Origin of the sequence: Bacteroides sp. D20, from assembly GCF_003436255.1 — a bacterium.
GTDB lineage: Bacteria > Bacteroidota > Bacteroidia > Bacteroidales > Bacteroidaceae > Bacteroides > Bacteroides uniformis.
In genome coordinates, this window is sequence record NZ_QSOO01000002.1 from 199,628 (window position 1) to 212,790 (window position 13,163).

A 13,163-nucleotide genomic window follows, 5' to 3' on the forward strand; every position below is an offset into this window, starting at 1 on the left:
ATTAAAAACAATTCCGGATGAAGCTTTTGTTTACCCATTTCATGCCATACCAGCGGCGGACGAAAATGAAGCCGCGGATATTCTCGTCCAACAGGAAGGCTACCCACATGCCGCAGATACCCCAGCCGAGGGGGAAACCGAAAAGGTATCCCACACCTACAGCTACACTCCACTGCACCACCAACCCTACGTAGAAGGGGTAATTGACATCTCCTGCCGCACGAAGGGCGTTGGTGGCGAAGATGTTGATGGGGCGGCCTATTTCGAGGAGTACATCTATGATAAGGATGGTGGCACCCATACGTATGATGTCGGGGTTGGACGTGAGCCAGCCAAAGATGGCATGCCCCGAAAGAGCGAGGATGCAGGACAGCATGACGGTAATCATGACGGATTTCTTCATGACGTATTTTCCCATAAGGAAGGCTGCGTGAGGTTTCTTCTCGCCTATCAGATGCCCGATACAGATGGCTCCGCCTTGTGCCATGGAGATGCTGAACAGATAAGCGAACATGATGATGTTGACACAATAGGTACGGGTGGCGAGCGCTTCCACTCCCAGCATGTTGATGAAGTAGGTGATGACGACTTGCGACGAGCTGTACGACAATTGTTCGCCGGCGGAGGGCAGGCCTACCTTCATCAGGTTCTTTAGTTCTATCCACGGAAAAGGGCGGAAGTATGCCGGTGGGAAACGGTGGATGTGCTTGCGGAACAGTATGACGAACAGTATAATCATGGAGACACCCCGGCTGAAGGCTGTGGAGATGGCGGCGCCTTCCACGCCCAGTTCCGGAAAGCCGAAGCGACCGAAGATGAGGGAGTAGTTGCCGATGATATTTAGGATATTGACTACGACGGTGACCATCATCGGGTAGATGGCCTTGTTGGCACTGCGCAGGGAGGCGGAGAGGGTGAGGGATAGTGCCTGGAAGAAGGCGAAAGCGCCTACGATACGCATATAGTCCATGCCGTCCTGCATCAGTTCAGCGGTGAGCCCCATCAGCCGGAGGATGGGATGGGCGCAGGAGAACAGTACCAGGCTGACCGTGATACCTACCGCCAGGTTGACGAGGATGGATACGCCGACTACTTGCACTACTTTCTTGTGTAGTTTCGCACCGAGATACTGGGAACACAGAACGGACGTTCCGAGGTTGATGACTTCGAAAACGAGGAAAGTGAGCATGATAATTTGGTTGACTACCCCTACGGCGGCAACACTGTTGTCCGAGTGGCGGCTCAGCATGATGGTGTCCACCGCACCGAGCATCATGATGAGAAGTGTCTCTATAAAAATGGGGGCGGCCAGCTTGGCAAGCCGCTTTTTCAGGCTTTCTTGTTGTATCATTGTCCGTGTATGTGCACTATACTTTAAAAATCGCGCAAAGATAAGGAAAGGTTGAAAAGGACGGTTTGATATGTATCAAATTTTTTTTCTTGTTTTAGGGTTTGAGTGTTAACGTGTTATCTCAAATTGTATGAAAACGGTGAAAAAAATATGTAGGAAAGATTTGCACAGTCCAAAAGTTTGCCCTACATTTGCACCGCATTTGAAAAGAATGCTGGTTATAAAAAAGGAAGTTTGGGTGAGTGGCTGAAACCACCAGTTTGCTAAACTGACGTACGGGTAACCGTACCGGGGGTTCGAATCCCCCAGCTTCCGCCAGATGCACTCTTAGCTCAGTTGGTAGAGCAACTGACTCTTAATCAGTGGGTCCAGGGTTCGAATCCCTGAGGGTGTACAAGACAAATGCGAGGGTGGGTTCATCTAACGGTTAGGATACATGCCTCTCACGCATGGTATACGAGTTCGATTCTCGTACCCACTACAACAAGAAAGCGGTTGACTGATGAAACGGTTAACCGCTTTTTGTTTTTCATTTTTCTGTTGTAATCCGAAAATAGTTTCTATATTTGCACCCGCTATGGCGAAATGTATATTCTATATCTTGTTAGGGTTGTTCCTCATATCGAAGTTCACTTCCGTTTCTGATGATATGGAGGGATGTAAGACACTCCCTACTGCGGATGTGCATTATTTCTCCGGAGCCCAGCACAGCTTGTCGGGGGCAGATGGCAGACAATGCCAGGAAAAAGGGGAGGACGCGAATTATAATTGCCTGGCAGATGCCGGTTGCATAGGAAATACCTTCTCATTACGGCATGCCTCTTGCTCGAAATTGTTGAGGCTTAATCCGGACTTCATTGCCGCCAAGGTTGCGAGAACCCTGAAAACTCTGCTCCCGGAAGAAAAGACAACTTCTTTCCCCTTTACTTTCCATCCCCATAAGATTTCATATAGATATTATGTATATACGCTGAGGCGTATTCTTATTTAGTACTTTCCCCTCCTCTCTTTCGGGAGCCGGAGAGATTGCCCGTCTCCCCATGCCGAGTTTTTCTCTATTTTTTAAGTACTGATAATCAATATATAATGGATTTTCTATTGGATTTTATTCTCCATATCGATCAGTATATGATTGATATAGTGCAGGAATATCATATGTGGGCGTATGCCATATTGTTTCTGATTATTTTCTGCGAAACGGGGCTGGTGGTCACACCTTTCCTGCCGGGCGATTCCCTGCTTTTTGTGGCGGGAGCTATTGCCGCACTGCCCGACATGCCTCTCGAGGTCAATGTGCTGGCTTTGATATTGTTTGTTGCCGCGGTATTGGGCGACTCTTGCAACTACATGATAGGGCATTTCTTCGGGCGAAGGCTCTTCAATAATCCCGATTCCAGAATATTCAAGCAAAACCATCTCGACAAGACCCATGAGTTCTATAAGAAGTATGGAGGCAAGACAATTATCATAGCTCGTTTTGTGCCTATCGTCCGTACGTTTGCGCCATTCGTGGCGGGGATGGGTAAGATGCATTACTATTACTTCATGCTGTACAACCTGATTGGGGGCGCCTGCTGGATTGCCATTTTCTGTTATGCGGGTTATTTCTTCGGTGACCTTCCGTTTGTACAAGAGAACCTCAAACTGCTGATTGTGGCCATTATTGTGGTTTCCATACTGCCGGCCGTGGTAGAAGTGCTGCGTGCAAGACTGAAACAACGAAAACAAAAATAAATTAATATACTTAGTACATTTATCCATTATGAAGAATTCTTTTTTTAGCCGGTTCACACCGAAAGAACCGAAATTCTTTCCTTTGCTGAAGCAATTGTCTGAGATTTTATTGTCCTCGTCGGCTCTGTTGATAGAAATATTGGGCCATGACTCGCCTGAGAAGAGGGCGGAAGATTATAAACGAATCAAAGATTTGGAGCGCGAGGGCGATAAGCTGACCAATCTGATTCTGGATGAACTGGGCACTACTTTCATTACTCCTTTTGACCGGGAGGATATCCATGACCTGGCTTCGGGCATGGATGATGTGATTGATGGAATAAACAGCTGTGCCAAGCGTATCACTATCTATAATCCGCATCCTATTTCGGACAAGGGGAAAGAGCTGGGACATATGGTTCAACAAGAAGCGGCCCTCATCGGCCAGGCCATGGATGAACTGGAGGCATTCCGCAAGAGTCCGGATAAGCTGCGCGCATATTGCAACCAGCTGCATGACATAGAAAACCGGGCAGATGATATTTATGAATTTTTCATCACCAGGCTTTTTGAAGAAGAGAAGGACTGCATTGAACTCATCAAAATCAAGGAGATTATGTATGAGTTGGAAAAAACGACGGACGCAGCCGAACACGTGGGCAAGATTTTGAGGAGCCTGATTGTGAAATACGCATAAACGAACGGACGCATGGAACTATTAGTGATTATCATTGTACTGGCTCTGATATTCGATTATATCAACGGTTTTCATGATGCGGCCAATTCTATTGCCACCATTGTGTCTACCAAAGTGCTTACACCGTTTCAGGCGGTGATATGGGCGGCTTTCTTCAATTTTGTGGCCTTTTTCATCGCCAAGTGTGTCATCGGCGGTTTCGGCATTGCCAACACCGTATCGAAAACGGTGATGGAGCCTTACATTACTTTGCCTATCATTCTGGCCGGCGTGATTGCGGCTATTGCCTGGAATCTGTTCACTTGGTGGAAGGGAATCCCTTCCTCTTCTTCGCACACGCTTATCGGAGGTTTTGCCGGAGCTGCCATCATGGCACACGGTTTTGAGGCCATCCAGTTGAGTATCATTCTGAAGATTGCGGCATTCATTTTTCTGGCTCCCTTGATTGGTATGGTGGTGGCATTTGGTTTTACGTTGTTGGTCTTGTACATTTGCCGCAGGGCGCATCCCCATACGGCCGAGGTGTGGTTCAAGAAACTGCAGCTGGTGTCTTCGGCTTTGTTCAGCATCGGGCACGGTCTGAATGATTCACAGAAGGTAATGGGTATCATTGCTGCGGCTATGATAGCCGGACATTCGGAAGGACTGGGAATGGGGATAAACAGTATTGATGACCTGCCGGACTGGGTGGCATTCTCTTGTTTTACGGCCATTTCACTCGGTACCATGTCCGGCGGGTGGAAGATTGTGAAGACCATGGGGACTAAGATTACGAAGGTGACGCCACTGGAAGGGGTGATTGCGGAAACTGCCGGTGCGTTTACGCTTTATCTGACGGAGTATCTGAAGATTCCGGTAAGTACGACACACACCATTACGGGAGCTATTATCGGAGTAGGGGCCACGAAGCGGCTTTCGGCTGTGCGTTGGGGAGTTACGAAGAGTCTGATGACCGCTTGGGTGCTGACTATCCCCGTCAGTGCTTTGCTGGCAGCAGGGATTTATTGTATCGTATCCCTTTTTTAGAAGTGCTGCCGCATAAAAAATAGACGGGTTCGTTTTATTTTGCATGAGGTTTGCACTATCTTTGCAGCCTGAAACTGTAAAATAGAATGCACATTGGACTGGCTATATAGTTTATTCGTCGAGCACTCCGCCTTGCAGGCGGTTGTGGTACTCTCACTGATTTCTGCTATCGGATTGGGATTGGGGAAGATACATGTTTGCGGCATTTCATTGGGAGTGACGTTTGTATTCTTTGCCGGCATCATTGCCGGGCATTTCGGGTTGTCCATAGACCCGCAGATGCTGAATTATGCGGAAAGCTTCGGGCTGGTGATATTTGTGTATGCTTTGGGTTTGCAGGTGGGACCGGGTTTTTTCAGCTCTTTCCGTAAAGGAGGGGTACAACTGAATATGCTCGCCACGGGTGTAGTGCTTATCGGCACCCTGCTGACTGTACTGGGCAGCTATGGGTTGGGGGTATCCCTGCCGGATATGGTGGGCATACTTTGCGGTGCCACGACAAACACACCGGCACTCGGTGCGGCACAGCAGACATTGAAACAGATGGGATTGGAGTCCAGTACCCCTGCTTTGGGGTGTGCGGTGGCATATCCGCTGGGGGTGGTAGGGGTCATTCTGGCCGTACTGTTCATCCGTAAGACGCTGGCGCATAAGGAAGACCTGGAATTGAAAGAGAAGGATGACGTGAACAAGCCTTACATTGTTGCGTTCCAGGTGCACAATCCTGCCATCTTCAACAAGAGTATCAAGGAAATAGGCGGGCTGAACAGCTATCCGAAGTTCGTGATTTCCCGCTTGTGGCGGGATGGGAATGTGAGTATTCCTACCTCGGAAAAGATTATAAAGGAAGGTGACCGCCTGCTGGTGATTACCTCGGAGAAAAATACGCCGGCTCTGACCGTGCTTTTCGGCGAGCAGGAGCATACTGATTGGAACAAGGAAGATATAGACTGGAATGCCATAGACAGCCAGTTGATTTCGCAACGTATCGTGGTGACGCGCCCGGAGTTGAACGGCAAGAAGCTGGGTTCTCTCCATCTGCGTAATCATTACGGTATCAATATCAGCCGGGTTTATCGTAGCGGCGTGCAGCTGCTGGCCACAGCGGAACTGACCTTGCAATTGGGTGACCGCCTGACCGTAGTGGGCGAAGCCGCTGCTATACAAAATGTGGAGAAGGTGCTGGGCAATGCTGTGAAAAGCCTGAAGGAACCGAACTTGGTGGCGGTATTTATCGGCATTGTCATCGGTCTGGCTTTGGGAGCAATTCCTATTTCCATTCCCGGCATCAGCGCTCCCGTGCGGCTCGGATTGGCAGGAGGCCCTATCATCGTAGGTATTCTTATCGGGACATTCGGTCCGAGGATGCACATGGTGACTTATACTACGCGCAGTGCGAACCTGATGCTCCGTGCATTGGGATTGTCTCTTTACCTGGCTTGCCTGGGACTGGATGCAGGTGCCCATTTCTTCGATACGGTATTCCGGCCGGAAGGGCTGTTATGGATTGCTACGGGTTTTGCGTTGACTGTGGTTCCGGTATTGATTATGGGTATCGTTACCTTCAAGTGGCTGAAGATAGATTTCGGAACAATGGCGGGTATGCTGTGCGGAAGCATGGCAAACCCCATGGCGCTGAACTACGCCAACGACACCATTCCGGGAGACAATCCGTCTGTAGCTTATGCTACGGTTTATCCGCTGTGCATGTTTCTACGGGTAATTATAGCCCAAGTGCTGCTCATGTTCTTCATTAATGGATAATGAAGAATGAGGGATATTATCAACTGTCAATTATCAACTATCAATTAAATAACTATGGGAAATATAACTCCGGAAAGTATTGTCAATGACTTGCGTTATTTGCAATTATTATCACGCAGTTTTCCTACCATTGCTGATGCCAGTACAGAAATCATCAATCTGGAGGCCATTCTGAATCTGCCGAAAGGTACAGAGCATTTTCTGACGGATATTCATGGCGAGTATGAGGCTTTTCAGCATGTGCTGAAGAATGCATCGGGGGCAGTGAAACGTAAGGTGAACGAAATATTCGGGCATACACTGCGCGAAAGTGAGAAGAAGGAAATCTGTACGTTAATTTATTATCCGGAAGAGAAGCTGCAACTTATCAAGGAGCAGGAAACGGACCTGGATGACTGGTATTTGATAACACTGAACCAGTTGGTAAAAGTATGCCAGAACGTTTCGTCCAAATATACCCGTTCGAAAGTACGCAAGGCACTTCCAGCAGAGTTCTCGTATATCATTCAAGAGCTGTTGCACGAATCGAGCATCGAACCTAACAAGCATGCCTATATCAATGTCATAATCAGTACCATTATCTCTACGAAGCGTGCGGATGATTTTATTGTGGCGATGTGCAACCTTATCCAGCGCTTGACCATCGACTCGCTGCATATCGTGGGCGATATATACGACCGCGGACCGGGTGCGCATATTATCATGGATACTCTCTGTGATTATCATAATTTCGACATCCAATGGGGTAACCACGATATTCTGTGGATGGGTGCCGCATCAGGTAATGATGCTTGTATAGCCAACGTAATCCGTATGTCGATGCGCTATGCCAATTTAGCAACGCTGGAGGATGGTTATGGCATCAATCTGTTGCCGCTTGCAACGTTTGCCATGGATACCTATGCGGATGACCCTTGCACCATCTTTGCGCCGAAAATGAACTTTGCCGATGCGGAATACAATGAGAAGACCTTGCGGCTGATTACACAGATGCACAAGGCGATTACGGTTATCCAGTTGAAACTGGAGGCGGAAATCATCAGCCGCCGTCCTGAGTTCGGTATGGAGAACCGGAAACTGCTGCATCTGGTGGATTTCGAGCGTGGTGTGTTTGTATACGAAGGCAAGGAATATCCGTTGCGCGATGTGAATTTCCCCACCGTAGACCCGGCGGACCCGTATCGTCTGTCGGACGAAGAGCGCGAACTGATGCACCGGATTCATTCTTCTTTCATGAACAGCGAGAAGATGAAGAAGCACATGCGCTGCTTGTTTACGTATGGCGGCATGTATCTGGTGTGCAACAGTAACCTGCTTTATCATGCTTCCGTGCCTCTGAATGCGGACGGCAGTTTTAAACATGTTCGCATCGGCCAAAAGGAATACTGGGGACGTAAGTTGCTGAAAAAGACCGACCAGCTGATACGTACCGCTTACTTTGACGAGGACGGTTCGGACGAGAAACAGTTTGCACTGGATTATGTCTGGTACATGTGGTGCGGACCGGATGCCCCTTCCTTCGATAAAGACAAGATGGCTACCTTTGAACGCTATTTTGTGGCCGACAAAACATTGCATAAGGAGACGAAAGGGCATTACTATGCTTTGCGCAACGAGGCTGAGGTGTGTGACCGCATTCTTGAAGAGTTCGGCGTGAAGCCGGGGCCACATTCGCATATCATCAACGGACATGTACCGGTAAAGACCATTAAAGGTGAGAAACCCATTAAAGCGGATGGTAAGCTGCTGGTGATTGACGGTGGTTTTTCAAAAGCCTATCAGCCGGAAACGGGAATTGCGGGATATACGCTGGTATATCATTCCCACGGCTTGCAGTTGGTGCAGCATGAGCCGTTCCAGAGCCGTCAGAAAGCCATTGAAGAAGGACAAGACATCAAGTCTACAACCCTGGTTGTCGAATTCAATTCGCAGCGTATGATGGTGAAGGATACGGATAAAGGAAGTGAACTCGTTACGCAGATTCAGGATTTGATGAAACTGCTGGTGGCGTATAGGACGGGGCTGATTAAGGAGAAACAATAATTTATAATTTCAGTATCGTCACCCCGCCCTCTACAATGATGCCTTTGTCATAGGTTTTCCCTTGGGTGTAGTAGCGGCTGCCGCCATAACCGCCGGTGAGGAATATGCCAAAGCGCTCGGTCAGGTGGTATTCCAGATTGACACGTGCCTGGAGGGCATAGAGACGTGCCGGAATGCCGTAGTCCTTGTTCTTGAAGGTTTCTATATGTTGGTATCCCAGATCTCCGCTGATGAACAGCTGTTTGTAGAGCGGTAATTCAAGACCGGCACGGTAGAAGAGGGCAGCGGAAAACTTATCGCCAAAATCCAGATAATGGGTACCGCCACCGAGGATGGTATAGAAGAGCCGGTTCTTGAAACGGGCACCTACATTCAGCTTGGTGGCATTACCACCGAAAAACATCAGTTGAACTTTTGTTTGGGGATTGGCATTGACTAATCCCAACTGGAAACCATCTAATTTTTCTTTGTAGTAGTTGAATAGACCTATTTGAAGCCCTTTGGCACGTATGGCCATATTGGCAGCGCCTATTTGTAATCCTCGGGCTGTACCACCCACCACATTGCCCAGGCCGGAAACCTGAACACCGGTCATATCTCCGGCGGTGATGTTGGTAAGGGCGGACATCTGCATGCCATTCAAGTCTTCACCGATTACACTTAGCAGGCCGGCCCCTGAAAATCCTTTGAAATTTCCACCGGAAATATTGGCGAGTCCGGCAAAGTGTATGCCGGAAGCACCTTCTCCGCTGATATTCAACAGGCCGCCTATGGAGGCGCCACGATTATAGTCCCCACTGATGTTTGCCAGACCGGAAATGATGACGCCTTGCGCATGGTTTCCGGTGATACCTACCAGTCCCGAAACGGATACTCCGATAAGGTTGTTGCCATTGATGTTGGTAATTCCTGCTATCTGCATGCCTCGCATGCTTCCCCCCACCATATTTGACAGACCTGCCATCTGTACACCGTTCACATCCCTGCCGGTTACACTGCCAAGAATATTCATGCCGAGGCCATTCAGACGGTTCATGGAGGAGAACACACCCAGATTGAAGCAGGTGCTTCCTATGGTATCAGTCCGCTGTGTGGAGATGTTTTTCCATAAGGAGATATTGATACCTACCGGGCCATGGTCTGTTCGTGGAGAGCGTTGTTTCCGGAAAGATTTTTCGGAGGATTTCTGAATCGTATCCGGCTGTACGCTGCCCGGATTATGTTCTTGGGCAAGAGCTGTCCCTGCAAGAAGCAGGGACACAAGGAGGAGGGAAAGGTTTCGTTTCATACTTTTTTTCTATATTTCGTCCGGCCAGGGAGCTGGTTGGCGGGTGGCACGCAACAGAGGGCGCTGCGCATCCACAGACCGGAGGTAATTACTTAATTTCCGTGACAACTCTTTGACAACTTCAGGCTTCTCTCGGGCCATATCATGTTTTTCACTGATGTCGGCGGGGATGTTGAAAAGTTCCCGTCTACCGTCACCGAAATAATACACCAGCTTCCACTCGCCCGAACGGATGGAGCAAGTGGCTCCGATGCCCGGGCCGGAAGGACCCCAGCTATTGGGATAATGCCAGTAGATATCACGGTCTTTCATTTTACCTTTTCCGGTGAGCAATGGCATGAAACTGATGCCGTCGCGTTGCTGTACGGTTGTATAGTTGTCTACGCCTGCCATCTCAAGGATGGTGGGGAAGAAGTCCTCTATCATCAGGTAATGGTCGCATTGGGTTTGGGGCGCTACGATGCCCGGCCAGCGGACAATCATCGGTTCACGTATGCCTCCTTCGTAGGCGGAACCTTTACCACTATTGAGCGGATAGTTCTGGACATGCAGTTGTCCGGCGCGGGTATGGGCCGCCAAACCGCCATTGTCGGACATGAAGATGAGGATAGTGTTTTCCGTCAGGTTGTTCTTGTCCAGATAGTCCATGATGTCTCCCAGACTTTTGTCCATACCCTCAATGAGAGTAGCATAGGCGGCTTCTACCGGAGGAAGGCCTTTGTCCAGGTACTTCTGGTAGAAACGCATGTCAGGTTGTATAGGGGTATGGATGGCATAGTGTGCCATGTATAGAAAGAATGGCTTGTCAGTCTGCTGTGCATCGTCCAGTGCCTTCATGGCCTCTATGGTAAGGGCTTCACTTAGGAAAGTGTCGGTTCCATGATATTTCTCCAGACCGGGTACGGCAGCCAGCGGGCTTTTACCGTCTGTTTTGTTGCCGAAATTCTCCTTGCCATAGTAGCTGGCAGGTGAACCGGCAGCATGTCCGGCTATGTTCACTTCAAACCCCATTTTCAACGGGTCGGCTCCGGGAGTGCCTTCAGCACCGAAGTGGGCTTTTCCGCAATGAATGGTGTGATAGCCATGGTCTTTGAGCACTTCGGCCAGGGAGGTGACTTGTGTGGTCCGTTCCACGCCAGGCTCTTGACAAATGCCGTTAACGTTCCATTCCGGATAAATCATGACCGAGTCGGGTTGTTCATGGGTAGTGTTCTTGCGGAGGGTCCAACTGGTGACTCGATGCCTGGCAGCATTCATTCCCGTAAAAAGGCTGACACGCGTAGGTGAACTGATGCTGCATGCATAGGCCTGCGTAAACATTTTGCCTTGTGTAGCCATCCGTTCCATGTTGGGAGTATGGTACGTATCGTTGTACTTGGTACGCTGTGTCCAAAAGGGGAGGGACGTGTCTTGCCATCCCATGTCATCCACTAGGAACAGAATGATGTTTGGCTGCTCTTTTGGAGCAGGTACGGCATCCCCAGGCGGCATGCCATACGCTTCTCCCGCCATTCCGCATATCGGAAGCATGGCGGATAATAATAATTCGTTTCTCATTTAGATAATAATTTAGAAAGGGTTAGATAGGTTGTAGTTTAATTGTTTTTTTACATTATCCTTTGGCCTCCTGATACAAGAAGCGTTTGATAGATTTCTTCGGCGTTTTTTCAAATTCTTCAGGATAGATTTTCATTTTGAATATCTGGCTGTATGCGGGCAGTTCTGCATTCAGTGCCACACGGTTTTCCTCCATGACGCGTTCGATGTCGTCATTGTTCAGCCCATGGGCAAAGGCATCATCGAAGTCGGGGTAAACCAGACCTACCAGTTTCTCATTCTGCTGCACGATGATGCTTTCGGCTACATACGGCATATTGTTCAGTTTGTCTTCTATCTCTTCCGGGTAGATATTCTGACCGCTCGGACCAAGGAGCATGTTCTTGCTGCGTCCCTTGATGCTTACGTTGCCTTCGGCATCCATCAGGGCAAGGTCTCCGGTGTGCAGCCAGCCGTCTTTGTCGAGTACCTGTACGGTGGCCTCGTCGTTCTTGTAGTAACCCAGCATGACATTGGGACCACGGCAGACAATCTCTCCCGGAATGTTTTCGGGATCGGATGATAGGATTTTCACCTCCATACGCGGTGCGGCCTTTCCGCAAGAACCGGGTTTGAAGCGGGTCCAATCCTCGTAACAGATGATGGGGCCGCATTCCGTCATTCCATAGCCTACCGTATAGGGGAAATCTATCATCTTTAAGAACTGCTCCACTTCCTGGTTGAAGGCAGCTCCTCCTACAATGATTTCTGCAAAGTTTCCGCCAAAGGCTTGAATCATTTGTTCGCGTACGGTCGCCTTTATCTTGTCATTGATGATGGGTACTTTCAGCAACAGCTTCATGGCAGGAGTTTCCAGCTTGGGCAGTACGCTCTTCTTTATAATCTTTTCGATAATGAGCGGAACAGCCACAATCAGGTTAGGCTTCACTTCGGTGAAAGCCTGGAAAATGATTTTGGGGCTGGGCATACGAGTGAGGAAGAATATGTGGCAACCTACGGCGAATTCATACAGAAACTCGAATGCAAGTCCGTACATATGTGCCATTGGCAGCATGGAGACAATCTTGTCACCGGCTTTCAGCGGCAATACTTCGAAAGCAAAAGTGGTGTTTGACCAAAGGCTGCGGTAGGGCAGCATCACTCCTTTGGAGTAACTGGTGGTGCCGGATGTATAGTTGATGACCGCTAGTTCGTCGGGCTGGTCCTTGTGATAACTGACATGCTCCTTGCGGAAGTTCTTGGGGTATTTCTTACCGAACATTTCGTTGAGATGTTCGCGGGCATAGTCCAACTTTTCGCTACGGGAGACAAGAATGTAGAAGTCTGCCATCATCATGATGCCCTCCAGCAGCGGCATGGCACTTTCGTTGAGGTTTTCCCAAACCTGGTCGCCTACGAAAAGCAGTTTGGCTTCGGAATGGTTCACGATGTTGTGTACATTGTCTGCCTTGAACTCGTGAAGGATGGGGACGATTACCGCACCGTAGGTCAATGTTGCGAGGAACGTTACGCCCCAGTGGGAACTGTTGCGGCCACAGACGGCAATCTTATCGCCTTTCTTGATGCCGCTTGCCTCGAAAATGATATGCAGCTTTTCTATTTTGCGGGCTACGTCCTTATATTGTAGGGTTGCTCCCTTATAGTCGGTCAGAGCGTCTAAATCCCAATTTTCCTTTATGCTATTCTCTATATAGGCGATAAAACTTTGTTCCATGATATTAATT

The 13,163-nt window shown here is 49.0% G+C and carries 10 protein-coding genes and 3 tRNA genes; 9 read left to right on the plus strand and 4 right to left on the minus strand.

Annotation, left to right across the window (positions count from 1 at the left end; translation table 11 throughout):
- Window position 1: 1 nt before the first annotated feature.
- The gene (locus DXD78_RS02680; protein WP_009036865.1) at window positions 2-1,351 is read right to left on the minus strand and encodes an MATE family efflux transporter; all 1,350 of its coding nucleotides are present in this window, start codon (window positions 1,349-1,351) and stop codon (window positions 2-4) included.
- Window positions 1,352-1,579: 228 nt separating this feature from the next.
- Between DXD78_RS02680 and DXD78_RS02685 the strand changes: the two genes are divergently transcribed.
- The 9 genes from DXD78_RS02685 to DXD78_RS02725 all read left to right on the plus strand — a co-directional run bounded on the left by DXD78_RS02685 (window position 1,580) and on the right by DXD78_RS02725 (window position 8,594).
- Window positions 1,580-1,669: transfer RNA gene (locus tag DXD78_RS02685), tRNA-Ser, on the plus strand.
- Between the two features lie 3 nt (window positions 1,670-1,672).
- Window positions 1,673-1,745 (plus strand) — tRNA-Lys (locus DXD78_RS02690).
- Between the two features lie 15 nt (window positions 1,746-1,760).
- Window positions 1,761-1,832: transfer RNA gene (locus tag DXD78_RS02695), tRNA-Glu, on the plus strand.
- 96 nt (window positions 1,833-1,928) lie between these two features.
- Window positions 1,929-2,342: a hypothetical protein gene (locus DXD78_RS02700; protein WP_005828038.1), complete on the plus strand. Its 414-nt coding sequence runs from the start codon at window positions 1,929-1,931 to the stop codon at window positions 2,340-2,342.
- Window positions 2,343-2,437: 95 nt separating this feature from the next.
- The gene (locus tag DXD78_RS02705) at window positions 2,438-3,085 is read left to right on the plus strand and encodes a DedA family protein (RefSeq protein WP_009036866.1); all 648 of its coding nucleotides are present in this window, start codon (window positions 2,438-2,440) and stop codon (window positions 3,083-3,085) included.
- A gap of 28 nt (window positions 3,086-3,113) precedes the next feature.
- The gene (locus tag DXD78_RS02710; protein WP_005828040.1) at window positions 3,114-3,761 is read left to right on the plus strand and encodes a DUF47 domain-containing protein; all 648 of its coding nucleotides are present in this window, start codon (window positions 3,114-3,116) and stop codon (window positions 3,759-3,761) included.
- A 12-nt stretch (window positions 3,762-3,773) separates the two neighbouring features.
- Complete coding sequence (locus DXD78_RS02715) at window positions 3,774-4,787, plus strand: inorganic phosphate transporter (protein WP_005828041.1); 1,014 nt, start codon at window positions 3,774-3,776, stop codon at window positions 4,785-4,787.
- A gap of 93 nt (window positions 4,788-4,880) precedes the next feature.
- Window positions 4,881-6,551: a putative transporter gene (locus DXD78_RS02720; RefSeq protein ID WP_005828042.1), complete on the plus strand. Its 1,671-nt coding sequence runs from the start codon at window positions 4,881-4,883 to the stop codon at window positions 6,549-6,551.
- Between the two features lie 54 nt (window positions 6,552-6,605).
- Window positions 6,606-8,594, plus strand: coding sequence for a fructose-1,6-bisphosphatase (locus DXD78_RS02725; protein ID WP_005828043.1), 1,989 nt, complete (start codon window positions 6,606-6,608; stop codon window positions 8,592-8,594).
- Between the two features lies 1 nt (window position 8,595).
- On the opposite strand, the gene DXD78_RS02730 is transcribed toward DXD78_RS02725, so the two are convergent.
- Genes DXD78_RS02730 through DXD78_RS02740 form a run of 3 tightly spaced genes read right to left on the minus strand, consistent with a single transcriptional unit; the run spans window position 8,596 to window position 13,153 of the window.
- The gene (locus tag DXD78_RS02730; RefSeq protein ID WP_009036867.1) at window positions 8,596-9,882 is read right to left on the minus strand and encodes an LA_2272 family surface repeat-containing protein; all 1,287 of its coding nucleotides are present in this window, start codon (window positions 9,880-9,882) and stop codon (window positions 8,596-8,598) included.
- 9 nt (window positions 9,883-9,891) lie between these two features.
- Window positions 9,892-11,439, minus strand: coding sequence for a sulfatase (locus DXD78_RS02735; protein WP_005828045.1), 1,548 nt, complete (start codon window positions 11,437-11,439; stop codon window positions 9,892-9,894).
- A 55-nt stretch (window positions 11,440-11,494) separates the two neighbouring features.
- Window positions 11,495-13,153 (minus strand): long-chain fatty acid--CoA ligase, encoded by a 1,659-nt coding sequence (locus tag DXD78_RS02740; protein WP_005828046.1) that lies wholly within the window; start codon window positions 13,151-13,153, stop codon window positions 11,495-11,497.
- Window positions 13,154-13,163 lie beyond the last annotated feature (10 nt).

Bases quoted from the DNA above. Each gene is read 5' to 3' on its own strand.
- DXD78_RS02740 (WP_005828046.1), bottom strand. From the start codon at position 13,153: ATGGAACAAAGTTTTATCGCCTATATAGAGAATAGCATAAAGGAAAAT.
- DXD78_RS02700 (WP_005828038.1), top strand. From the start codon at position 1,929: ATGGCGAAATGTATATTCTATATCTTGTTAGGGTTGTTCCTCATATCG.
- DXD78_RS02710 (WP_005828040.1), top strand. From the start codon at position 3,114: ATGAAGAATTCTTTTTTTAGCCGGTTCACACCGAAAGAACCGAAATTC.
- DXD78_RS02725 (WP_005828043.1), top strand. From the start codon at position 6,606: ATGGGAAATATAACTCCGGAAAGTATTGTCAATGACTTGCGTTATTTG.
- DXD78_RS02735 (WP_005828045.1), bottom strand. From the start codon at position 11,439: ATGAGAAACGAATTATTATTATCCGCCATGCTTCCGATATGCGGAATG.
- DXD78_RS02705 (WP_009036866.1), top strand. From the start codon at position 2,438: ATGGATTTTCTATTGGATTTTATTCTCCATATCGATCAGTATATGATT.
- DXD78_RS02730 (WP_009036867.1), bottom strand. From the start codon at position 9,882: ATGAAACGAAACCTTTCCCTCCTCCTTGTGTCCCTGCTTCTTGCAGGG.
- DXD78_RS02680 (WP_009036865.1), bottom strand. From the start codon at position 1,351: ATGATACAACAAGAAAGCCTGAAAAAGCGGCTTGCCAAGCTGGCCGCC.
- DXD78_RS02715 (WP_005828041.1), top strand. From the start codon at position 3,774: ATGGAACTATTAGTGATTATCATTGTACTGGCTCTGATATTCGATTAT.